The sequence below is a fragment of the Paraburkholderia hiiakae genome (assembly GCF_904848665.1).
Lineage (GTDB): Bacteria > Pseudomonadota > Gammaproteobacteria > Burkholderiales > Burkholderiaceae > Paraburkholderia > Paraburkholderia hiiakae.
Genome location: NZ_CAJHCQ010000006.1, coordinates 143,998 through 164,930, shown reverse-complemented (window position 1 = coordinate 164,930; position 20,933 = coordinate 143,998). Strand labels below are relative to the sequence as shown.

The following is a 20,933-nucleotide window of genomic DNA, read 5'->3' as shown; positions in this document are numbered from 1 at the left end:
TGAATCCGCACTGGTTGGTGCCGGCCACCAGTGCGGATTGCCTCCAGTGCCAGATCACGCCGATCCACTGACTCGCGACCCCGATACGACGCCGCCGTATTCCCGCAATCGGGCATGGCTGTTGCGCCCACGCTCATACGTGGCGATACCGCCGCATGTCGAAAGCGAAGGGAGACAGTCATGAGGCAAACCGTATTGGGCGTCTACGACAGCTATGGGAGCGCACGTTCCGCGCAAAAAGCACTAGGCGACGCAGGCGTTGCGCAAGCCGATATCGCCATTTACTCGATGTCGGTCGAGGCCCCTCTGGAAAAAGGGCCGCGTGTCTATGCGCCTGGCGCGAGCGAGGCGGGGCAACATACACCGGTATTCGATCAACTCGAACGCTTGTTCGCGCGGCTCTTCACGCACGGCGCGTATCCCCCGGAGACCGAGGATTACCGGGAGTTCATTCGCCGCGGTGGATCGGTCGTCAGTGCGGACGTTTCGGAAATGCAGGTGAATCTGGCGCGCGAAGTGATGCGAAGCGCGGGCGCAGCGGACATCGAGGAACGTAGCAGTGCCTGGCACGACGCTTCGTCGCACGCGCCATCGGGCCACGCTCGCGCGCCCGGAAATTCGCACGAGACCTCGCCCGAGGCGGCGGCGCAAACACGGCACGCGACATACGCTTCGGCAGTGCCGACCGTGGTCAGTGGCATGCAGCAGGTCACAACGCGCGCGGCAACGGCGCCCGAAACGACCGCGAGCGCGGCCAGAGCGCAGCAGACATCGACAAGAGGCCTGGTGGGCGATCCTGTCATGGGCACCCCGATCGACGACGCTTCGTACGAGACGGAAATCCGCCAGGAATACGACGCAAACTACGCGAACTCCGGCATGTCCTACGAAGAATATTGCGCAGCCTACGAGCACGGCACAACGCTCGGGCAAGACGAACGGTATCGTGCACACGACTGGCAAGGGGTTGAGTCGAGTGCTCGCGAGGACTGGGAGTCGCGCTACCCGGAAAACGGCTGGGAAAGATTCAAGGCTGCCGTTCGCAACGGTTGGGAGCGCATGAAGGGCGTTTGAGACAGTCTGCTTCCACCTGCCTTTACCTTCCCAGGCTGCTGACCTAAGCAGCCTGGGAACGCGCGCATTCGATTCACCCTCTTCCCCTCCCGATACGGCGCACGCAAATCGCGCTTGAGGATCGTCTTCCGATCCCGTCCAGATCATGGCGCCATTCACGGCCCCCGCCGTGTTGCCGCCATTCAACCTTGCACATTCGTATATCCCTGGAAGGACTCGTAAGCGATTGGCCAAAGGCCACGCTGATTCTTGCTTCATGCAAGCGCTCTGGAAGCGAAGATTTGCCTCGCCGCTCGCCGATTACCCCCCGATCGGCGTAAGGCGGGGCGCGCTTCCCCCTTCTCGGCGCGCCCCTTCTTTTTGTTCCATTGCGCCAAGGAGGCCCATCATGACCAGCCCTATCGGTTCGAGCAGTATCGCGCACACGTCCTCGTTGACGTCGTCGGGCGAAAACCGCAGCACCAAGAACTCCAGCACGGGAAGCACCGCCGGCAACCCCTTTCCGCAGCAGGAAACCGTGCATCCGACCGCGCCGGTCGGTCCGCTCGGCCACAACATCAACACCTCGGCATGACCACTTCGCCGTCACGGGACACGCCAACGCAGCGCTCGCCCAGGTACCTGACACCACGGTTGTCAACGCATCTGGGGCGCGCCGCGTCGGCCATTGCCCTCGCCTGCCTCGCCCTGCCGCTCGACGGTTGTGCCGTGGTGGCCTTTCCATGCCGGGTGGCATCGGCCACGCTCAAGATCGTGCCGTTGGTCGGCCACCCGGCAGCCGTGCCGTTCGACGCGTGCGCGGCGGCGGTCGACTGATCGAGGTCCAGCCGATGAAACGGGCGCCATTGATCGCTTTCGTTTTGAGCGCGGCATACCTGGCCGCGCCGCTCTCGCCCGCGCATGCGGACACGCATTTCGAAGGGCGCGTGCAAACGTACGTCGCGCCGAAGGCCCCCGCCTCGTCGGAATCGACGATCGCACCGAACACGGCGAGCGCAGTGAACAGCGCGAGCGCGGCAAAACCGCCGGCGCCGCCCGCGAAAAAGCGGCGGCCGGCGTCCGTTGCATCGGCTACCCGAGCGCGCATTCCGGCGCCGGACGACTCGCCGTTCGCGTTTCGCGGTATTGCGCTCGGCGCGCCGCTGAGCGCACTGAGGCAAACGGACATGGTGCGCGCGACGCCGCACGAGAGCGAACTGCTTTGCGAAACCGACATCGCGGGCAGCGACATCGGCATGATGGCCAAGAGCTACACGAGCCTCACTGTGGCTTGCCGGTGGGCGCACCACACGGCGCAAGGCTGGACGCCTTCGCGGGCCGTTGTGGACGGCGTGCCCGCGGTCGACCATATCCTGCGCTTTGCGCACGCCTCGGCCGGCGACCCGCTGCGTCTTTATGAAATGTCGTTCGTCGTGGATTCGACAACGGCCTTCGACCTGCGCGACCTGCTCGCCTCGCGCTACGGCGCACCGCGTGTGCTCGGCGCGCCTTCGCTGCCGCTGCTCGTGTGGGAGAACGCCTCGAGCACGATCACCATCTGCCTGTTGCCCGACAGCCAACGCGCGACGCTCACATATCTGCTCAAGGCCGCGACGCTGCGCACCAAAGGCAGCGAGAAGACGCTCAAGCTCAGCCAGTTCGACGAAGGCTGAAACGGAGCGCGCCAACCGGTCGCCCGGACGAACTCAACGAATCCGCCGAATTCGCTACATCTGATGAATCACCCTCGCACCCGCTCCTCCGCCATGTCATTCATTCAATCGGAATCCTCAATTTCGAGTGCATGCCGCACGACTCGCTCGAGAGTTCTGCCGTACATGTTGCTGTGCGCATCGCTCGCCACGGTGGTGGCTGGTTGCGCAACGCCGGAGTCGATCGTCAATACGCCCATGACGCCGCCGCTCGCGGAACCGCTGCTGAACGTCAACACAAGCGGTGCGATCTATCAGTCGGGCACCGCCATCTCGCTGTACGAAACACCGCGTGCGCAGCGAATCGGCGACGTGCTCACGATCAGGCTTTCTGAAACCTATAGCGGCAACGACGTCGCGAGCGCCGCCGCCAAGCGCGACAGCAACATCACGGCCACGGCCGCCGACCAGTCGACCGGCGCGGCGGCACGGCTCGCGCGCCTGTTCAATATCGGCTCGGCTTCGACCTCGTTCAACGGGAGCGGCAATCACTCGCTTTCGAGCGATATGACCGGCACGCTGGCCGTCACGGTCATCAGCAAGACGCCTACGGGCAATCTGGTGGTCTCGGGGGAGAAGATCATTGCGATGAGCGGTGAGCATCAACGCCTGCGGCTTTCCGGGATCGTCAATCCGAATGACGTGGAAGCCGATAATTTCGTTGAGTCGGGGAAGATCGCCAACGCGCGGATCGAGCAGGTTGGGCGCGGGTTGCTCAACGATGCGACGACCGTCGGGTGGTTGCAGCGGATGTTTCTTAGCGTACTTACGTTTTGAGCTTTCTTGTGATTCCCAGCCGCTTTGGCCTTTCCTTGTATTCAAGGAAAGGCCAACGGCGTTAAACCGGGCGTAAAACGCTCAGTCTTCCTCATTATCAGGCATTTCACCTTCAAACTCATCGGCGTATTCAGCCCCAGCTTCATCCGCATGCTCACGAGCATGTTCACCAAAGCGCTCAGCAAAGCCAACTTCACCGTCAGGCACGAACACATAACCGTGCCCCCACACCGTCTGAAGATAGCGCGGCTCAGACGGATCGGTTTCGATCAGCCGGCGCAAGCGCCAAATCGCCACGTCGAGACTGCGATTCCGATACCGCCCTGCCTCCCCATACACGATTTCGATAATGCGCTCGCGCGAAAGAATCGTCATCGAGTGGTTGACGAACAGCTTGAGGAACGCGAATTCGCTAGAGCGCAGCGGCATGCGGACTTCATCGCGATACAACTCCCGCGAACGGAAATCGAGTTCAAAAGGGCCGAAGCGAAACGATTCGCGGCTCTCCGGCGCGCCCGTGAGATTTGCAATGCTGCGCCGGCGCATGACCGATCGAATGCGCGCCACCAGCTCGCCCGGATCGAACGGTTTGCCCACGTAGTCGTCGGCGCCGAATTCCAGGCCCAGCACACGGTCGATCACTTCATTGCGCGCGGTGAGCATGATGACCGGCAGGTCATCGCCGCTTTCGCGCAAGGCGCGCAGCGCGCTGATGCCATCCACTTCCGGCATCATGATATCGAGCACGACAACCTGTGGCCGCTCGGAGCGCAGCCGCTCCTGCATCGCACGCACGGAAGGCAGTGTCGTGACAGTAAAGCCACGCATCTGCAGATATTCGGCCGTGACGTCGCGCACGACCGGATCGTCGTCGACGAGAAAGATATTGTTTGCCATGCGTAAATCGTAAGGGACGAGAACGAGCCGGTACAGGCCCGCAGCCTTACCAATCCTTTCCCGCGCGTCGCGCGGGGCACCAGGCTTACTGGTCGCTCGAAGCGGACTGGAACGAATTTGCCAATTGCGTCTGGTCGACCACCATGCTGTCCACCAGCCCTTTGAGCTTCACCGTCGCACTCGAATAGCGGTCGGTACCGAGGCCGCGCACTTCGTAACGCGCCGTAACGGCAATATGGTTGTGCATGAAAATCGTCAGATTGATCGTCGAAAGATAGGCCCGGCTTTCGTCGCTGAACGTTGGCTTGCCGAATTCGATCGATGCGTTATACACGAGACGTCCTTCGCAACTCACCGGCTCGGTTCCGGCGCCGTAGACGTCGGAAGTCACGCCGCGCTGCGCGAGCACGAGCTGCAGCGATGGCACGAAGTCTCCCGACGTGACCATGGGATTGTTCTCGATGCAGATCGAGCTGAGATTGACCGGCCGGCCCGTCACGAATTTGGGCGAGGAGTAATTCGACGCGACCGCGTAACCCGCCTGAATCATGGAGCCGGTCGCATCGGCCGCGGTGATGAGCGTCCATGCGCAGCCGTTGAGCGCGAGCGCGGCGGCGCATGCGGCGCCGAGTTTCACCGTGCGCGCGCTCGCACGGCTGACGGTTGACACGATTTCATGTGGCATGGGAGCGGATACCCGATGCGTTGAAGGGCTGCGCGGAACATGACACGCTCCGGCAGGACTCGCCACGCATGATCGGTGTAAAGCGATGCGCGCGATGGCCGGGACATCGGTCAATGTTGAATGCCACTTTCCACTTCTTCAAAATCCTCCCGCTCGGTAAGGACTTGAACACCCACGTTGCACGCCTTCTCCATGCAGTGGCGCGCGCTACAAATAGTCAACGCCGTTCGGCGATTACCGCGCGCGGCGGCGCTTGTAATGTTTCGTAAGCGCTCCTGCATTCTCCCCGCTGAATGGGACATTGCGGATTCATCGCCGCGCTATCGTTCTCACTGCAGTTCTCACTGCGGTTCCCACTGCGGCGCCTCGCGCCTTTGCGACGCCGGACGAACCACACGCTGCTCCCGTCTTTCTCTTATTTCAACATCATCATGCCTGCCATGAACCGAGAACCGAAAATCCGTCGCGCCCCCCTCTTCAAGCGCGGCCTGAATGCTGCTGCAATCGCGCTGTTCGCGTCGCTCGCTGGCTCGCCGTTCGCGCACGCTGCGAGTTTTCACTGCCCGCGCAACGCGTCGGCGTCCGAGCGCCTCGTGTGCAACGATCCGACGCTCTCCACGCTCGACGACAAACTGGCCGCGCTCTATCGCAGCGCGTTCGACACGACCACCGACACGACCGCGCTCGAAGCCGACCGCGTGAGCCAGTGGCAATGGCGACAGCACAACTGCAAGGACAAGGCGTGCGTGACGGACTGGTACGACCGCCGTATCGCCGAACTCGAAGGCGATCTCAAGCATGGCAAACAGGCTGCCGTCCGGCGCGTGAAGGAAGGCGTCGTGGACCAGCAGCTCGCCCCTTCCGCACAGGACGCCGTGCTCGAAATGCACGGCATCGCGCCCGCGCCGAAGGACGATAACGCAGCGGCCGCACCCTCTGCGAGCAACGCGAAAAGTGTGAAGAGCGCGAGCGCGAAGGTCGCGTCCGCCGAAGCCAATGCGCCGCTTCATCTGCAAAAGATGCCGAGCGGCGTGGCCGCCGACGCACGCCAGACGCGTCTCGCGCAAGCGCACGCCCATCGCCTGCCGCCCAAGGATGCCGCACCGGCCGGCGACGTCTCCGCGATGACCGCGAAAATGGCCGGCGCGAACTCGGCATTCGCGAAAGCAGCAGGCATGGCTTCCATCGAGGCGACGATCGCTCAGCCCGCGAGCCCCGCGGCCAACGACGCAGCAGCAAAGCCGGCGGACCAGGCGAGCGCACAGCAGAGCGTAAGCGCGCTCAACTGCGCATCCGTTGCATCGGCGCAACCCGCGCACGCCACGCAAGCGTCCATCGAGCAAGGCACCGTCGCCCTGAAGTAAGGGGCCATGTAAGCTGCGGCAAGAAATCTGCGGTCGCGCGCTGTTCTGCCGGTTGTCGATATCAAATAAAATACGACGATGAGTCCACACGTTCTCATCGTCGACGACGATCCGGTCGTGCGCGATCTCCTCTCCGGTTTCCTTCGAGCCAACGGTTTCGAAGCCTCGGTCCTCCACGACGGCACGCATCTCGGCGCACGACTGGAGCGCGAGCGGCCATCGGTCGTCGTGCTCGACGTCATGATGCCCCGCACCGACGGCTTGCGCGCCCTCGCCGCCCTGCGCGCGCAAGGCGACGACATTCCGGTGATCTTCGCCTCCGCGCGCGGCGAGGTCGGCGACCGCATTGCCGGTCTTGCGCTGGGCGCTGACGACTATGTCGCGAAGCCTTTCGATCCCCAGGAATTGCTGCTGCGTATCCAGACCGTGCTGCGCAGGCGCGGCAACGGTCCCGCGAGCGCACCCGTGGCGCGCGAGCGTTACCGATTTGGCGCTTTCGAGCTCGATTTCATGGCGCGCACGCTCGAACGCGACGGCAAGCGCGTGACGCTGCGCAGCAGTGAGTTCGTGCTCCTGAAGATTTTCACGGAGCATCCCTATCGCGTGCTCTCACGCGTGCTGATTCACGATCTGCTGCACGCAGACGGCCTGGCATTTCACGAACGCAGCCTCGACGTACCGGTCTGGCGATTGCGCCGCGTGATCGAAGACAATCCTGCGCAGCCGCGCTACGTGCAGACCCTGCGCGGCAAGGGCTATGTGTTCGTGCCGCAGAGCGGGGTCGGCATCGAAGGCGACATCGAGGGCCCCACTGCGAATCTCACTGCGAATCTCACCGCAGACGACAGCGGCCACCGCACGAACGCGTAATTGCATGAACAATCCGTTGAATACGCTGTTCGGGCGCATGGCGCTGATGTCCGCGCTCTTGCTGTTCGCCATTCAGGCATGCTGGTTCATCGTGTTCGCACCACAGCCGCGCCGCCACGAAGTGGAAGGCTTCGAGCGCGGTCTGCTGCTCATGCTGCATGCCGCGACAAGCGCGGCGCCCGGCACGGCGACGAGCGCGGCAACCCGTGCGCCTCCCAACGAAATGGACCTCGCGCCGGCCCTGCGCGTGCATCTCGTGCCCACCTGGAACATGCCCGCCGACGTGCGGCTCGAAGTCCCGAAGCACGAGCCGCTCGCCGACTTGCGCAAGCAACTCCTGCGCGACCTGCCGCCCGGCACCGAGATTCTCGCCGACCTGCGCCATCGCGAAGCCCTGTGGGTGCGCTTCGCGGGTCAGGCCACGTGGATCGTCGCGCCGGTCGATCTGCCGCCGCCGCGCAATCTGCTGCCGCTGTTCGGTTCGATGCTCGCCATCTCGCTGCTTCTCGCGCTGCTCGCCATGTGGCAAATGCAGCGACCGCTTTCGCTGGTGGCCCAAGCGGCGCGTGCGTTCGGCACCGGCCATCGTCCCGCGCCTGTCAAACAGCACGGGCCACGCGAATTGCGCGAGCTGATCGGCTCGTTCAACGGCATGATGAAGCAGCTCAACGAGGCCGACGACGATCAGGCCGTCATGCTCGCGGGCGTCGCGCACGATCTCAAGTCGCCGCTCACGCGCCTGAAGCTGCGTGCGAGCATGATGGGCTCGGAGCGCGAGCGCGAACAGCTCATACGCGAAGTCGATTCGCTGAACGATATCGTCCAGCAGTTTCTGGAATTCGCGCGGCAGCGGCCCGAATCGGGCCCCGAGGTGGAAGTCGATGCGCTGCTGCGCGAGCAATTCTTTTCCGATGCCGGCGACGACGATGCGCTGTTCAGGCTCGATCTGCGCGCAGGCTCGGCGTTTCGGCTGCCGCGCACGCTGCTCGACCGGCTCGTGTCAAATCTCGTCGACAATGCGCTCGAACATGGTGTGCCGCCGGTGGAAATCGCCACGCGTCGTGAGGGCGCGCAGTGGATTGTCGAAGTGCGCGATCACGGCCCCGGCATTCCCCCCGAGCGCGTGGCCGCGGCGCTCAAACCCTTCGTACGCCTTGACGAAGCGCGCGGTGGCGAGGGCCATTGCGGGCTCGGGCTCGCCATCGTGACGCGCCTCACGCGCAATCAGGGGGGCCGCTGCGAGTTGTCCAATCACCCCGCAGGCGGGCTACGCGTGCGTATCGCGCTACCGGCCGACGCAAGGGCCGCTGCGTAAGTCCTTCACTGCCCTCTGATTGCCCGTCGACGCTTCGCTGCGCACGCCGCTCAGACCACGAGCCGGCCGCGCAGACGATCCACCGTTCCCGAAGCAAGGCCAAGCCCCACGGTGAGATAGCGGTTGAGGTCCCCGTAGCTTCCCTGCAGAGCGTCGAACGCGGCCTGCAGATAGCTGGGCTGCACGGGGGGCGCCAGATTGACCGAATCGACGCCCGTCGAGCGCCACGCATCGGTCAGCATGAAATCTTTCACGATGATTTCGAGCGGCACGTTTGCGATCAGCAGCAACAGCGCGCACGCCCAACCCACTACGTCCACGCCGGTCCCACCCGTGATCAGCAGCGGCCCCGGCGCATCCGCGATATGTTCGAGCAGCGCGCCGTAGATCGAACATTGCATGCGGCCTGTCACGAGCGTGCGCCAATGCGTTTGCATCGCCGCATCCAGTTCGCCGGCCTGCATGCCCGCGAACGACGGCGGCTCGAGCGTACCCAGCACATTGAGCGCGAGGTAAGCGCCCGTGCTGGGCGTCATGTCGGGCGCCGCGTCGATTTCCGCAGGCGTGCGCAGATCGTAGACGTTGGAGATCGCCATGCGTTCCAGCGTCGCCGCGTCGGCTGCACTCGGCGTGAGCGCGTCCGAGCGGTAAATCAAGGCGCGGCGCACATGCGCGCCGTCGCTCGTCGAGTAGCCGGGCGCGGCGCCCCCCAGATCGCGAAAGTTCGCTACAGAACCGATGACGGGCGTCGGCGCATCCTGCGCGCCGTCGCCTCCCGTGTATTCGCCGCCACACGCACTCAGCAACGTGCTGGCGCAACCGCTCAGCGCCAGCAAGCTCACCGTGCCCTTGAGCAGCGCGCGGCGCGGCGGGTTGGCGAGCGCGGCGCCGCCACTGCGGTTGAGCTTGCCGTTCGCGGCCACAGGCAAACGCTTACGCGCCTGCGCGAACGAAGAAGTGTAGGCGGAGAAAGACAAATTCATCGGTTGGCAGCTTATGTAGGGAACCCGCAGTTCGAGCGGGCCGCTGCAACGTCGCGCGTCGCATGCGTTCGGAAAGGGCGCAGTTTACCGGCAGATAAGCCTGAAAGGGTAAAAGCGCAAAACGCCGTAATAATTCTTCCCGATTCACAGTGCATTGCGCACCGCTATTCTCCGCCGGTTTTCATTTATATTCTTACCGGACCTTTCCATTTACACACAACAGGTAATTCCAATGATAATGCGCGGCTATATCGCATTTCAACCTATTCCTGAATATCGGCTGCGCAGCGCATTTTCTTTATAGATCCTCCGAGTCCTTTCCAAATATTATTCTTGACGCTCTTTGTCGCGCTTTTATAATCGCCCGTGAATTCAGGCATTCGCCTGGCCATCGTGGCAGTCATGCTGCCCCTGGGAGTACCACGTCATGTACAAAGGCAGTGTGACCGAGGAAGCGCGCGAAGTATTGCGCGCAATCGAGCTGATCCAGTTGGGCGCACGCATGCCTGTGCTGGAAAAAGAACTGACCCTGTCGCGCAATCGTTTGATCAGGCTTTATCGGGAACTCAAGAACGCTTCGCCGCCCAAGGGTATGCTGCCGTTTTCGGCGGACTGGTATTTCACGTGGCTGCCGAACATTCACGCGTCGCTCTTCTACAACATCTACCTGTTCCTTACCGAGAGAGCGAAATGCAGCAGGCTCGATGCACTCACGCGTGCGTATCGCCTTTATCTCGAACACTGCGAGAGCGCCGAAACTGAACGCGTGCTGAGCTTTACGCGGGCGTGGACGCTGCTGCGCTTTTTCGAAGGCGGCCTGCTCACGCTGTCGAGCTGCACCGTATGTTCTGGCCGTTTCGTGCGCCACGTGCGCGACGCGCACAAGCCCACAGCCTGTTGCATTTGCGTGCCGCCCGCGCGCGCGGGCATGACGCGCGCCGCACGCGCGAACCGCAATCCGGAAACTGACGCTGCAGCCTCCACCTGCGCCACGCGAGGCCGCGCCGCAGTGGCATTGGGCGAGCTCTCGGGCGCCATGCGCGAAACCATGCGCGACACACTCGCCGAAGTCACGCGAGCCCTCGACCCGAAGCGTTCCGCGAACCGCTTGCGCCTCGTCGCCTCAGTGCCCGTTTAAGTAACTCACGTCACATCTTCATTCGCGCTCCGCATCCACCTGCAGAGCGCGAATATCGCACGCGCAAATCCGGCAGATTGCTTTGTAATCCTGATGATTGTGCTGGTTCTGGCGGAGTTCGCATTGCTGCGCCGCAAGCTCGATGGCATGTGCGTGCGCCGCCTGCCAGATCTCCCAGGCGATCTGCGCGCCGCTTTGCGCGTAATCGTCGTTTTTATCGCGCCCTAGCGCATCGGGCAGGCGCGTGTGGATTTGCAGATAGTGCGTGCGATAAAGCGCCTCGAAAACCTCGCGGCGTGACGGGCGCTTCAAGCTCGCCTCTTCGCGAACGTTACGGGACTTGTGAGGCGCAAAGACTTCATCCACATTCGGCGTCGAGGCGTACTTCTTCTTGCGGGTGGGGAGGGTCCCGCGGTCGTCGCGCGACAATAGGCGCACGACGTTACGGATACCGATATTGTCTCAGGGCGCGCAGAAGAATTGGCCGCGGAATATCGCGAATTTTTCTGCGTTATTCGTGAGTCGTCTCGGCACCCGGACCTGCGATTATTGTGGGCATAAGAAAGTCGAAAGGAGTCGACCATGCAAATCGGGGCGGCGACACAGTTCGCCAACAGCAGCGCCAATACGAGCACACTTCGTGCGGGCGCGGCTTCAGACCAGGCAGAACCGGACGACACGCAGTCGAGCGACGGTTCGACGAACGTCGCATCGTCCACATCGCAGGACGACGCCGTGCAGATTTCGCCGCAAGGCTATGCTGCCGCATCGACGGACGATATCGCGGACAGCGACGATGCCGCGACCGATGCGACCGATGCGACCGATGCGAGCGATACGAGCGATACGGCCGACACGACCGATACCAGCGACGCGGCCGACACGAGCGACGCAACTTCTACGTCGGCCAACGCGCAGCCCGTGAAATCGCTCGTTTATGGTGCGCTAGGGCTCGAGCGTCCCGACGCGCCCGCCGACCCGAACCACACCTATACGCTTGGGCGCTGGATCGCAGCGGGCATTACGCTGGGCGGCATCATTTCCCTGTTCATCTGAGCACTCTGCGTGTCAACCTGGGGCGCATAATGTTTCGGATAACAGAGGACATGGGTGACAAGTCGGCTATCATCACCGCCGGCAAAACAATAAACCCATAACGTACACGAGGTCCGCCCGTGGCTCTCAGCGCCTCAGCCGTTCTGATCGCCGCCATCGCTGCTGCCGCCGTTGCGCTCGTCAAAGGCGGCCCCAGGCAACCGGCGCCGCTCGAGTCGATCAACGCGCCGTTCAAGGAAGTGGACTTCTCAGACCTTCCTGCATTGCGCCGTTATACCGCGCGAGACGGCGCGTCACTCGCCTGGCGCACCTACCTGCCGCATGCGGGCGCACCGCTTGGCTGTGTCGTGCTCATCCATGGATCGTCGGCGAGCAGCGCGAGCCTCCACCCGCTCGCGCGCCACTTCGCCGCCGCGGGCTATGCGGCCTGCGTGCCCGACGTCCGCGGCCATGGCGAATCGGGCCGCAAGGGGACGATCGACTACATCGGTCAGTTGGAAGACGACCTCGAAGATCTGCTCGCAGCGTTGCCGGGCGACCTTGCCGCGCTGTCGAAAACGCTGATCGGCTTCTCGGCGGGCGGCGGCTTTGCGCTGCGCTTTGCGGGCAGCACACGTCAACATCTGTTCGACCGTTACGTGCTGCTCGCGCCCTTCCTGCATCACAAGGCACGCACCACGCGCGACGAGGTCGGCGGCTGGGTGTCGGTCGGCATGCCGCGCCTCGCCGTGCTCGCCATGCTGAACGGCCTGCGCATCCGCGCCTTCAATCATCTGCCGACGATCGCCTATGCGCTGGCGCCTGAGGTCCGCGACCAACTCACGCCGCAGTATTCGTTCAATCTGATGCAGAATTTCCGCCCGCACGCCGACTATCGCGCGGACATACGCGGCGTGCGGCGACCCCTGCACGTGCTGGCCGGCGCCGACGACGAGGTCTTTCACGCCCGCGAATACGCGGCGGCGTTCGAGGAAGCCGGCGCACACGTGCCGGTCACGCTCGTGCCCGGCGTGGGGCACATCGGCTTGACGCTGGATGCCCCTGCAATCGCCACCATCGTCGGCTGCGTGAAGCAATAAGGCAGGCGCGACTCGCCGGAGCATCGCCTGTCCGTATCCGCCAGACTGGCGGAATCCGCCGATTGATCTTCGCGGCGAAGTGGCCCATATTCATAACGGTGCGCAAATCAGGCACCGATTTTGCGGCGATTTTTCGGCAATTCGTCAATCGAAGCGAAAACGCGTTTTTCCCATGCTCAACGCCCCAGGTCACGGCGATTCTGGTCCGTCGGAGTGCCCCTACTGCGGGACCAGGTTCAATGCACCGCTCGCACTGTGCCCCCAATGCGGAGCGAATCAACTGGCTGCTGCCGCCCGCATCGCAGAGGCGAGCGAAGGCGCACCGGGCGAACGCGCGCACGGCGTTACCGAGCGTCTGCGCGCGAACTTCGGCACACTTCCGGGCAGCCTTGGCGGCAATCGGGGCTACGACGGCGAATATCCATCGATCGACGAGGAACACATTGCCGAGCGCTCGCGGCTGCCGCGCTTTGCATGGGCGGGTCTCGGCGTCCTTGCGGTCGCGTTCGCCGGTTATGCGTTCCTGCATCGCAGCGATTGGGAGCCGAAACTCGGCGCACAGGTGGTCATGGGGTCCGTGATCGGCTCGAAGGGCACACCGGGCACACTCGCCGCGCTGACCAGCCGGCCGCCGGCCGGGCCGCCGCGTACGAATGCGGCTCAGCACAAGGTCGCCCAGCAGAATGCACCTGCCGTCGAACGCGCGCCCGCCTCGCCACGCTATGTGAGCGCGCACCCCGAAGTCGCGAGAGATCTGGCCAGCGCACGCGCGAGCCTCGACAAGAACACCCTTTGGCCCGCTCGCAGGTCGCTCATGAATGCGCTCGCCGTCGAACCCGGCAACCCCGACGCGCAGCGGATGCAAGCCGACCTCGTCGCGCGCGAGCAGCAGCGCGACGCGTTGATCGGCCAGGCGCGGCAATGCGCGCACGCGCGCCAATGGGCTTGTGTGCGGCAAGATGCGGGACATGCCGTGAATGTCGATGCATCGAGCCGCGAAGCGAGGCACCTGCTTGCGCTTGCCAGCGCCGAGCGACGGCCGGGCGCAGGAAAGCGTAACGGCTGGCCCTGGCCATGGGAAAGCCAGTATGCGCAGACAGGCGACACCCATTCTCATCAGGCCCCCCTCTTCTGGCATCACTGATTCCTGACGGCCGGCCTTCCCGCTGATCGATCCTGGGCAGGCAACGCTTGCGGATGATTCGTGAACGATGAATAATATTGAACGTCGTTCAATATTTTCGCGCGCATTCATCCGCATGTCCACGCCCACTTCCGCTCCCCCAGGCCGCCGCGACCGCAAACGCCTGCAGACCCTGGAACACCTCGCGCGCACCGCTGCCGCGCTATTCGAAGCTCACGGTTACGAACCCGTGACCATGGAGCAGATCGCCGCCGCCGCGGACGTGGCCAAGGGCACGCTGTACAACCATTTCCCGGTGAAAGAGGCGGTGCTCGCCCATTGGCTGCACCTCGAACTGGCGGCGAATCTCGCGGCGCTGCACGCCAGGCTCGAAAGCACACCGGGCTTCGCCGCTGGCGCACGGCTCGTGCTCGATCATTCCGCGAGCTGGTGCGAGGCGCATCCGGACTACCTCCCGCCTTATCTGCGCTTTCGCTTTCTCGGCATCGGCACGGAGCCAGCGCCGTCGCGAGACAGCGAGCAACTGAGCGATATCGCCGATACCTTTGCCTGGCTCGTCCGGCGCGCGCAGGTGCAGGGCGAACTGCGCGACGATCTCGACCCGGCGCGGCTTGCGCTCTCGTTCCACCACCTCTACCTCGGCGCCATGCTGCGCTGGCTCGCCGAACCGCGCCTGAAGCTGCGCAAGGAATTTGCCGCAGCGGTCGATTTGTTCCTGCACGGCGCCGCCCTTCCCGCACAAGCCGCCCGGAAAACACCAACGAACGCAGCGCCGAAATCGAGGAAAAAGGCCTCATGAAGCTACTCATCGCGACGTATGGCACCGAGGGCGATGCGCGCCCGTTCGCCGCGCTGTGCCGCGGCTTGATAGACGCCGGGCACGAAGCGCGCCTGCTCGCCGATGCCGCCACGCTTGGCAGCGCTCACGCACTCGGCGTGCCGGCCACCGCGCTGGCTGGTGATATTCGCGGCATGCTACGCCCGGACCACGCCATCGCCGGCGTCGTCGCGAAAGGCGGCGGCTTCAACGAGACTGCACGCGCGCTCGCGAAAATCGCCAACGACAACGCGCAGTCGTGGATGCGCACCATCGTCGAGGCAGGCGAGGGTTGCGATGCCATTCTGGTTGCGGGGCTGGCCGCGTTCGTGGGGCTTTCCGCGGCGGAATATCTGGGCGCGAAAGGCATCGGCTCGGGCATGATCCCGCTCACGCCGACGGCCGCCTTCCCCTCGGCGTTTCTGCCGCCCAGATGGGTGCCGCGCATGCTCAACCGGGCGAGCCACGGCCTTGTGAATGGCATGCTCTGGAAGGCGTTCCGCGACAAGACCAACGCCGCGCGCGCGATGTTCGGCCTGCCACCGCGCACGGCGGTATGGAAGGACCACCCGATGCTTTATGGTGTCTCGCCAAGCCTGCTGTCCGCGCCCGCCGACTGGCCCGCCAACGCGCATCTATGCGGACAGTGGCTAGCGCCGAGCCCCGCCTGGACGCCGCCGCCCGACTTGGCGCACTTCCTCGCTGCAGGCGAAGCGCCCGTCTACATCGGCTTTGGCAGCATGACGGGCTTCGACAATGCGCGGTTACTGGCCGCCCTGATCGAAGCCATGCGGGGCCGGCGCGCGCTCTTCTACCCAGGCTGGAGCGGCATCGATCCGAAGGCGCTTCCTGAAAACTTCTTCGTTGTCGGCGACACGCCGCACGACTGGCTGCTCCCGCGCACCGCCGCCGTCATTCATCACGGCGGCTCCGGTACTTCGCACTCCGCAACACGTGCAGGCGTGCCTTCCATCGTGACGCCGTTCGCGGGCGACCAGTTCTTCTGGGCGGAGCGCCTGCGCCAGGCGGGCGTCGCGCCGGCGGCCGTCGATGGGCGCAAGCCCAGCGCCAAAGCGTTCGCGAGCGCACTCGACTTTGCCGCCGGCGAAACGGTGCGAAGCCGGGCCCGCGCGCTCGGCGAAACGATGCGTGCGGAAAACGGCGTGGCGAATGCGGTGGCCACCCTCGAGCGCATCGTTGCGCTCGATGTTCGCGAGGGAGTCTGAAGCTAGCCGGTCAGCGAGGCCGCAATCGCCTTCCTGAATGGCATCAGCCGTGAAGCGGCGCGTAGCATGATGTCGCGCGCCAGTTTTGCGGGTGCGGTGTTGTTCGTATAGACGTCGGTGATGAAGCGGGTCGCGAGATAGAGCGGCCTGGTCGCGCGGCGGTGCTGGATTTCGTAGCGTTGCAAGACCGAGAGGGCCCCGATGTCGAAGCCGCTCTTCTTCGCCTCGATAATTCGGTTACCTAATGTTTCCACGCCGAGCAGACCGAAATTGAAGCCATGCGCGGTCACCGGATGCATGCCGACCGCGGCGTCGCCCACGGCCGCGAAGCGTTTCCCGACGAAGCGCTGTGGATAGACGGCAACGAGCGGATAGACATGCCGCGTGCTTGCCAGCTTCATCGCGCCTAGCCTGTGCATGAAACGTTGCTCGATATGCCTCGCGAATTCGTCGGGCTGGAGCGCAGCGATCTCGTTGACCTGGCCCACGGGCAGCGTGAGCACGACCGACGACTGATGCGCGTTAGTCGAGCGCTCCGCGTTCATGGGGAGCAACGCGAGCGTTTGACCGTACCCGAACCATTCCCACGCGGCGTGCTCGTGCGGCGCTTCGTGCGTCATGCGGCAAACCAGCATCGCCTTGCCGAAATCGTGCATGTTGGCGGCAATACCCATCATCTTGCGCGTGGACGAGAAGCGGCTGTCCGCTGCGACGATCAACTTCGCCGGGAGCGTCTCGCCGCTCTCCAATGTCACGCTCGCCAGATCCTCGCCGGCTTTCACGCCGCTGACCTTTTGCCCCGCGAGCAGCGTCACGTCTGCGTGCTCTGCCGCGCTTTGCCGCAACGCCTCATAGGCAGCCTTGCGAATCAGGTGATTGGACACCAGCCAGCCCAGCTCCGTGTGTCCGCTCAGTTCGTGCCCGATCTCAAGCGCCCCCGGCGAGGGACCGTTGAACACCTTGGCGCTGCAAAGCGGAGCACGCGCGTGCGGGTCGATACGATCCCAAAGCCCGAACTTGCGCATCAAGCGCACCGACTTCTGGGTCAGCGCGATCTCGCGCCCGTCGAACTGCGGCTCGCTGATGTCGGCGAGACACTGCTGCTCGACCATGACGATGTTGAGGCCAAGACCACTGAGCAAGCGCGCGAGACATAGCCCCACCGGCCCGGCGCCCACAATGACGATATCTGCTTGCATGAGTCGAACGATTTGAATATGACTTAAACGGCCTGATCGATCTTCGCGATGTCGCGTTCGCGCAGGGCTTCGACCATGAGCGCGTCCATCGACTTCACGTGCCACGTGAACCATTCGCGCAGTTCACCCACCAGTTGCCGCCCCGTGTCGAAGCGCCCCTCGTCGGTAACTCGCCTGCGCACTTCGCCGGCCACGTTCAGCACGTGCCGATGCTGGCTCGCATGGCAATGGCGCGGACCGAAGTTCATTTCCTCCATCCACGTTTCTTCCTGCGCGAAATGCTGCTTCGTGTGCGCCGCCCACGCGTCGAACGCGCCGCCCCATGTTTCGTCCGTCGCGCGAGCGAGCGCGTCGAGCAACGCGATGAACTCGGCATGGATCGTGTCAGTCATGGGTTCGCCGAGTTGCAGATCGGGCGCAAGCGTTGGCGTGGGGCGCGGCGCGTGTGAGGTCATGAAGGAAAGTGGCGGCATCCGGCAGCGGTCTGAAACGCCCTCTCGGGCAAATTTTCAAGTTACCGGTGCGCACGGGATTGCGCGCTGATTTTTAGCAAATGGCGCACGATCGGTCACTGAGGCCGATGGACGCGGCCACAGCGCATGCAAGCGAAGCGATCAGACGAAAGGAAACGTTGATTCCGGCGCGGCGCGGGTAGCGCGTGCCGCAAACATGGAAGGATGCGAGGAGGAGTACCGCGGACGCAAAAACACGATGCCGCGCGGCGCGCGGCTCAAACCAGCTCGACGAGATTGACCAGGGCGCGGTCGCCGTCGGATTGTGCTTCGTTTTCGGCGCGGAACGTCTTCTCGCTGTAAGCGATGACTTTGAACCCGCCGCCAGCCGAACGCTCGACGGTGATACCCCAGTGCCAGCCGCCTTCCTGTTCGAATACGTGCAGCCTCGGACTCGATGGTTGGCTCGGCGATTGAAAAATATTCATGTGAAGCCTCCCGCGATGGGAATATCGTCTCGGACGATTGTCTGGATAGGAATTAGTTTAAAAACCTCCTTGCTGCGACGCAATACGGAATTACATGGACGTGAGAACCCTGGGGCGTTGCGCATGATTCGAGAATTACCCTGGTTATGATTCGACGCGTGCGACCGCGAATGCGGCGGTCCCTAACTACGAGACAGCGATGACTACCGTAACGAATGCCGTGTCCCCGTACCCACTCGATCTTTCGCGGCATGCTCGCCGCGCACTGCTGGAAGGACCCACGCCGATCCAGCCATTGCCGCGGCTAAGCCAGGAACTTGGGGGCGTGAATGTCTATGTCAAGCGCGACGATTTGACCGGCCTGGGCGGCGGCGGCAGCAAGCTGCGCAAGCTCGAGTTTCTGGTGGGCGAAGCACTGGCCGCGGGCGCGGACACCATCGTCACCGTGGGCGCGCGCCAGTCGAACCATGCGCGCTTGACGGCGGCTGCGGCGGCGCAAGTGGGCATGCAGTGCGAACTCGTGCTCACGCGGGCCGTGCCGCGCGACGACTTCGAGTATCTGGAGAACGGCAACGTCCTGCTCGACGACCTGCTCGGCGCTCGTGTGCACGATCTGCCCGGCACGGCCAATGCACTGGAGTTCGCGCAGGCGCGCGCCGACGAGTTGCGCGCCCAGGGCCGCAAGGTCTATGTCTGCCCGCTGGGCGGATCGAGCCCGGTGGGCTGTCTGGGCTATGCGGCATGCGCCGCCGAAATCATGACGCAGGCACACGCACAGGGACTGAGCTTCGCGCGCATCGTCGTGCCCAACGGCAGCGGCGGCATGCATGCGGGGCTCGCCGCCGGTTTGGCGGCGCTGGGCATCGACCCGAGCCTCGTGCTTGCGTACAACGTCTTGGCGAAGGCAGAGCAAGCGCATGCCACCACGCTCGAGAAGGCCTGCGCGACGCTTGAACTGATCGATCCGGCGCGGCGCATCGACGGCGCATCGATCGTGATCGACGCAGCCCAACTCGGCGACGGATACGGCATTCCGACCGACGCAATGTGCGAGGCCGTGCGCCTCATGGCTTCGAAAGAAGGTCTGCTGCTCGACCCGGTGTACGGCGGCAAGGCGTTCGCCGGTCTCGTGCAAGCCGCGCGTTCGGGACGCCTTGCACGCGGTGAGAACGTTCTCTTCATCATGACCGGCGGCTTGCCGGGCCTGTTCGCTTATCGCAGCGCGTTTTGAGGCGCAAACAACCAGGGAGGCCACGATGACCGATGACGAACGCGCAATTCGCGAGCTGGTGCAGACGTGGATGCAAGCCAGCCGCGCAGGCGACACGGCCAAAGTGCTAAGCCTGATGGCCGACGACGTGGTGTTCACGGTGCCCGGCCAGGAGCCGTTCGGCAAAGCCGAGTTCTCCGCGGCTTCCCAAGCGCAGCAAGACATGCGCATAGAAGGCACGGCCGAGATCGTTGAACTTCACGTACTGGGGGACTGGGCCTTTCTGCGCAATCGCATCGACATTTCCATCACGCCGCCGGGCGCGACCCAGCCGATGCGGCGGGCAGGCTACACGCTCACGCTGGTGCGCAAGGATGCGAGCGGGCGCTGGCTGCTAGCGCGCGACGCCAATCTTGTGGCTCCGAAGCCGTAAATCCGCTTGCGCGCGCCTGATTGCTTTCATCACTGAAAGACAATAACCCCGCCCGACAAGGCTCGCCGCGTTGCGCCCCTTTTTCGAATCAGAAAACCTTATCGATTCCTTCAGTTTATTGAGTTTCCCTTAATTGTGCGCTTGCGGCAAAGTGACGCTCATACGCTTGGAGCCACTCCTTGAACCAACGCATCGATCCCTCCCTACTTGCTGCGCCCGACCTGTCGTACGCCACGTTGCACTCGGGCATTGCCCTGCCGTTCCTCGAGCGCGGCGACGGCGAGCCGCTGCTGTTCGTCCACGGATCGCTCTGTGATTACCGCTACTGGATGCCGCAGCTGGACGGTCTGTCGGAGCATTTCCGCTGCATCGCCCCGAGCCTGAGCCACTATTGGCCCGCGGCCGACGCCTGCATCCAGGCCGATTTCGGCTGGGAGAGCCACGTCACCGAGCTGGCCGATTTCATCGCCGCGCTCGGCCTCGAATCGGTGCACCTCGTGGGTCACTCGCGCGGCGGCTGCGTAGCGTGGCATCTCGCGCGCCGCTATCCGCGCCTCGTGCGCACGTTGGTTCTGGCCGACCCGGGCGGCCCGCTCTCGCGAGTGGACAACGACGAAGCCGCGCTGCCTCCCGCCACCAACACGCTGCGCACGCGCGCCGCCGACCTCATCCATGCCGGCGAAGTCGAAGCGGGGCTCGAGTTGTTCGTCGACTCCGTGAGCGTGCCGGGCGCCTGGAAGAAGGGCTCGGCTGCGTTTCGCCAGATGGCCATCGCCAACGCCACGACGCTGCCCAAGCAGTTGCAGGACCCGCTGCCGCCCTATGCGCCGCGCGCCGCCGGCGAGATCAAGTGCCGCACGCTGCTCATCGACGGCCAGCGCAGTCCGCTCATGTTCCGTAACAACGTCGAAGCGCTCGACGAGTGGATCGCGTTCGCGCGACGCGTCACGATCAAGGGCGCCACGCACGGCATGAACGGCACGCACCCCGACCTCTTCAACACGCACGTGCATACCTTCATCACGCAGGGTTGAG

Annotated in this window: 24 protein-coding genes; 17 read left to right on the top strand and 7 right to left on the bottom strand. The window is 64.1% G+C overall.

What is annotated here, in order from left to right; translation table 11 throughout:
- Window positions 1-180 precede the first annotated feature (180 nt).
- The 5 genes from JMY28_RS13835 to JMY28_RS13815 all read left to right on the top strand — a co-directional run bounded on the left by JMY28_RS13835 (window position 181) and on the right by JMY28_RS13815 (window position 3,542).
- The gene (locus JMY28_RS13835; RefSeq protein ID WP_201696499.1) at window positions 181-1,074 is read left to right on the top strand and encodes a hypothetical protein; all 894 of its coding nucleotides are present in this window, start codon (window positions 181-183) and stop codon (window positions 1,072-1,074) included.
- 388 nt (window positions 1,075-1,462) lie between these two features.
- Window positions 1,463-1,648: a hypothetical protein gene (locus JMY28_RS13830; RefSeq protein WP_201696498.1), complete on the top strand. Its 186-nt coding sequence runs from the start codon at window positions 1,463-1,465 to the stop codon at window positions 1,646-1,648.
- A gap of 59 nt (window positions 1,649-1,707) precedes the next feature.
- Window positions 1,708-1,890 (top strand): DUF6726 family protein, encoded by a 183-nt coding sequence (locus JMY28_RS13825; protein ID WP_201696497.1) that lies wholly within the window; start codon window positions 1,708-1,710, stop codon window positions 1,888-1,890.
- 14 nt (window positions 1,891-1,904) lie between these two features.
- On the top strand, window positions 1,905-2,726 hold the full coding sequence (locus tag JMY28_RS13820) for a hypothetical protein (RefSeq protein ID WP_236596853.1): 822 nt from the start codon (window positions 1,905-1,907) through the stop codon (window positions 2,724-2,726).
- 165 nt (window positions 2,727-2,891) lie between these two features.
- Window positions 2,892-3,542, top strand: coding sequence for a flagellar basal body L-ring protein FlgH (locus JMY28_RS13815; RefSeq protein WP_201696496.1), 651 nt, complete (start codon window positions 2,892-2,894; stop codon window positions 3,540-3,542).
- 81 nt (window positions 3,543-3,623) lie between these two features.
- Here JMY28_RS13815 and JMY28_RS13810 read toward each other — a convergent pair whose 3' ends face one another.
- Both JMY28_RS13810 and JMY28_RS13805 read right to left on the bottom strand, forming a co-directional pair.
- On the bottom strand, window positions 3,624-4,439 hold the full coding sequence (locus tag JMY28_RS13810; protein ID WP_201696495.1) for a response regulator: 816 nt from the start codon (window positions 4,437-4,439) through the stop codon (window positions 3,624-3,626).
- A gap of 85 nt (window positions 4,440-4,524) precedes the next feature.
- Window positions 4,525-5,109, bottom strand: coding sequence for a hypothetical protein (locus JMY28_RS13805; protein ID WP_407945501.1), 585 nt, complete (start codon window positions 5,107-5,109; stop codon window positions 4,525-4,527).
- Between the two features lie 455 nt (window positions 5,110-5,564).
- Here JMY28_RS13805 and JMY28_RS13800 point away from each other — a divergent pair, with 455 nt between their 5' ends.
- The 3 genes from JMY28_RS13800 to JMY28_RS13790 all read left to right on the top strand — a co-directional run bounded on the left by JMY28_RS13800 (window position 5,565) and on the right by JMY28_RS13790 (window position 8,673).
- The gene (locus JMY28_RS13800) at window positions 5,565-6,488 is read left to right on the top strand and encodes a lysozyme inhibitor LprI family protein (protein WP_201696494.1); all 924 of its coding nucleotides are present in this window, start codon (window positions 5,565-5,567) and stop codon (window positions 6,486-6,488) included.
- Between the two features lie 78 nt (window positions 6,489-6,566).
- Entirely contained in the window at window positions 6,567-7,358 is a 792-nt protein-coding gene (locus tag JMY28_RS13795) for a response regulator (protein WP_201696493.1), read from the top strand.
- A 4-nt stretch (window positions 7,359-7,362) separates the two neighbouring features.
- A complete protein-coding gene (locus JMY28_RS13790) occupies window positions 7,363-8,673 on the top strand; it encodes an ATP-binding protein (protein ID WP_201696492.1) in 1,311 nt (436 codons plus the stop codon).
- A gap of 50 nt (window positions 8,674-8,723) precedes the next feature.
- On the opposite strand, the gene JMY28_RS13785 is transcribed toward JMY28_RS13790, so the two are convergent.
- Window positions 8,724-9,656, bottom strand: a complete 933-nt coding sequence (locus JMY28_RS13785) for a tyrosine-protein phosphatase (protein ID WP_201696491.1) — start codon at window positions 9,654-9,656, stop codon at window positions 8,724-8,726.
- A 427-nt stretch (window positions 9,657-10,083) separates the two neighbouring features.
- Between JMY28_RS13785 and flhC the strand changes: the two genes are divergently transcribed.
- Window positions 10,084-10,794 carry a flagellar transcriptional regulator FlhC gene (flhC, locus tag JMY28_RS13780; RefSeq protein WP_201696490.1) on the top strand — a complete coding sequence of 237 codons (711 nt, stop codon included), beginning with the start codon at window positions 10,084-10,086 and terminating at the stop codon, window positions 10,792-10,794.
- An 18-nt stretch (window positions 10,795-10,812) separates the two neighbouring features.
- Here the strand turns inward: flhC and JMY28_RS13775 are convergent, their stop codons facing one another.
- A complete protein-coding gene (locus tag JMY28_RS13775; RefSeq protein WP_201696489.1) occupies window positions 10,813-11,223 on the bottom strand; it encodes a hypothetical protein in 411 nt (136 codons plus the stop codon).
- A gap of 153 nt (window positions 11,224-11,376) precedes the next feature.
- Between JMY28_RS13775 and JMY28_RS13770 the strand changes: the two genes are divergently transcribed.
- The 5 genes from JMY28_RS13770 to JMY28_RS13750 all read left to right on the top strand — a co-directional run bounded on the left by JMY28_RS13770 (window position 11,377) and on the right by JMY28_RS13750 (window position 16,116).
- Window positions 11,377-11,850: a hypothetical protein gene (locus JMY28_RS13770; protein WP_201696488.1), complete on the top strand. Its 474-nt coding sequence runs from the start codon at window positions 11,377-11,379 to the stop codon at window positions 11,848-11,850.
- A gap of 119 nt (window positions 11,851-11,969) precedes the next feature.
- Entirely contained in the window at window positions 11,970-12,929 is a 960-nt protein-coding gene (locus JMY28_RS13765; protein ID WP_201696487.1) for an alpha/beta hydrolase, read from the top strand.
- 172 nt (window positions 12,930-13,101) lie between these two features.
- Entirely contained in the window at window positions 13,102-14,073 is a 972-nt protein-coding gene (locus tag JMY28_RS13760; protein WP_201696486.1) for an FmdB family zinc ribbon protein, read from the top strand.
- Window positions 14,074-14,188: 115 nt separating this feature from the next.
- Entirely contained in the window at window positions 14,189-14,872 is a 684-nt protein-coding gene (locus JMY28_RS13755; RefSeq protein ID WP_201696485.1) for a TetR/AcrR family transcriptional regulator, read from the top strand.
- On the top strand, window positions 14,869-16,116 hold the full coding sequence (locus tag JMY28_RS13750; RefSeq protein WP_201696484.1) for a glycosyltransferase: 1,248 nt from the start codon (window positions 14,869-14,871) through the stop codon (window positions 16,114-16,116). The genes JMY28_RS13755 and JMY28_RS13750 overlap by 4 nt, the downstream gene beginning before the upstream one ends.
- A 2-nt stretch (window positions 16,117-16,118) precedes the next feature.
- Here the strand turns inward: JMY28_RS13750 and ubiM are convergent, their stop codons facing one another.
- From ubiM to JMY28_RS13735, 3 genes are all read right to left on the bottom strand, one after another.
- Window positions 16,119-17,315, bottom strand: coding sequence for a 5-demethoxyubiquinol-8 5-hydroxylase UbiM (gene ubiM, locus JMY28_RS13745; RefSeq protein ID WP_201696483.1), 1,197 nt, complete (start codon window positions 17,313-17,315; stop codon window positions 16,119-16,121).
- A 23-nt stretch (window positions 17,316-17,338) separates the two neighbouring features.
- Window positions 17,339-17,770, bottom strand: coding sequence for a hemerythrin domain-containing protein (locus tag JMY28_RS13740; RefSeq protein WP_201696482.1), 432 nt, complete (start codon window positions 17,768-17,770; stop codon window positions 17,339-17,341).
- Between the two features lie 275 nt (window positions 17,771-18,045).
- Window positions 18,046-18,255, bottom strand: coding sequence for a hypothetical protein (locus JMY28_RS13735; RefSeq protein ID WP_201696481.1), 210 nt, complete (start codon window positions 18,253-18,255; stop codon window positions 18,046-18,048).
- Window positions 18,256-18,454: 199 nt separating this feature from the next.
- Between JMY28_RS13735 and JMY28_RS13730 the strand changes: the two genes are divergently transcribed.
- From JMY28_RS13730 to JMY28_RS13720, 3 genes are all read left to right on the top strand, one after another.
- Window positions 18,455-19,486 carry a D-cysteine desulfhydrase family protein gene (locus JMY28_RS13730; protein WP_201696480.1) on the top strand — a complete coding sequence of 344 codons (1,032 nt, stop codon included), beginning with the start codon at window positions 18,455-18,457 and terminating at the stop codon, window positions 19,484-19,486.
- Window positions 19,487-19,511: 25 nt separating this feature from the next.
- Window positions 19,512-19,898: an SgcJ/EcaC family oxidoreductase gene (locus JMY28_RS13725; protein ID WP_201696479.1), complete on the top strand. Its 387-nt coding sequence runs from the start codon at window positions 19,512-19,514 to the stop codon at window positions 19,896-19,898.
- Window positions 19,899-20,077: 179 nt separating this feature from the next.
- Entirely contained in the window at window positions 20,078-20,932 is an 855-nt protein-coding gene (locus tag JMY28_RS13720; protein WP_201696478.1) for an alpha/beta fold hydrolase, read from the top strand.
- The last annotated feature ends 1 nt before the right edge of the window (window position 20,933 follow it).

What these genes read in the sequence shown, in the direction of transcription:
- JMY28_RS13835 (WP_201696499.1), top strand. Translation starts at nt 181, where the DNA reads ATGAGGCAAACCGTATTGGGCGTCTACGACAGCTATGGGAGCGCACGT.
- JMY28_RS13830 (WP_201696498.1), top strand. Translation starts at nt 1,463, where the DNA reads ATGACCAGCCCTATCGGTTCGAGCAGTATCGCGCACACGTCCTCGTTG.
- JMY28_RS13820 (WP_236596853.1), top strand. Translation starts at nt 1,905, where the DNA reads ATGAAACGGGCGCCATTGATCGCTTTCGTTTTGAGCGCGGCATACCTG.
- JMY28_RS13815 (WP_201696496.1), top strand. Translation starts at nt 2,892, where the DNA reads ATGTTGCTGTGCGCATCGCTCGCCACGGTGGTGGCTGGTTGCGCAACG.
- JMY28_RS13810 (WP_201696495.1), bottom strand. Translation starts at nt 4,439, where the DNA reads ATGGCAAACAATATCTTTCTCGTCGACGACGATCCGGTCGTGCGCGAC.
- JMY28_RS13800 (WP_201696494.1), top strand. Translation starts at nt 5,565, where the DNA reads ATGAACCGAGAACCGAAAATCCGTCGCGCCCCCCTCTTCAAGCGCGGC.
- JMY28_RS13795 (WP_201696493.1), top strand. Translation starts at nt 6,567, where the DNA reads ATGAGTCCACACGTTCTCATCGTCGACGACGATCCGGTCGTGCGCGAT.
- JMY28_RS13790 (WP_201696492.1), top strand. Translation starts at nt 7,363, where the DNA reads ATGAACAATCCGTTGAATACGCTGTTCGGGCGCATGGCGCTGATGTCC.
- JMY28_RS13785 (WP_201696491.1), bottom strand. Translation starts at nt 9,656, where the DNA reads ATGAATTTGTCTTTCTCCGCCTACACTTCTTCGTTCGCGCAGGCGCGT.
- flhC (WP_201696490.1), top strand. Translation starts at nt 10,084, where the DNA reads ATGTACAAAGGCAGTGTGACCGAGGAAGCGCGCGAAGTATTGCGCGCA.
- JMY28_RS13770 (WP_201696488.1), top strand. Translation starts at nt 11,377, where the DNA reads ATGCAAATCGGGGCGGCGACACAGTTCGCCAACAGCAGCGCCAATACG.
- JMY28_RS13760 (WP_201696486.1), top strand. Translation starts at nt 13,102, where the DNA reads ATGCTCAACGCCCCAGGTCACGGCGATTCTGGTCCGTCGGAGTGCCCC.
- JMY28_RS13755 (WP_201696485.1), top strand. Translation starts at nt 14,189, where the DNA reads ATGTCCACGCCCACTTCCGCTCCCCCAGGCCGCCGCGACCGCAAACGC.
- JMY28_RS13750 (WP_201696484.1), top strand. Translation starts at nt 14,869, where the DNA reads ATGAAGCTACTCATCGCGACGTATGGCACCGAGGGCGATGCGCGCCCG.
- ubiM (WP_201696483.1), bottom strand. Translation starts at nt 17,315, where the DNA reads ATGCAAGCAGATATCGTCATTGTGGGCGCCGGGCCGGTGGGGCTATGT.
- JMY28_RS13740 (WP_201696482.1), bottom strand. Translation starts at nt 17,770, where the DNA reads ATGACCTCACACGCGCCGCGCCCCACGCCAACGCTTGCGCCCGATCTG.
- JMY28_RS13735 (WP_201696481.1), bottom strand. Translation starts at nt 18,255, where the DNA reads ATGAATATTTTTCAATCGCCGAGCCAACCATCGAGTCCGAGGCTGCAC.
- JMY28_RS13730 (WP_201696480.1), top strand. Translation starts at nt 18,455, where the DNA reads ATGACTACCGTAACGAATGCCGTGTCCCCGTACCCACTCGATCTTTCG.
- JMY28_RS13725 (WP_201696479.1), top strand. Translation starts at nt 19,512, where the DNA reads ATGACCGATGACGAACGCGCAATTCGCGAGCTGGTGCAGACGTGGATG.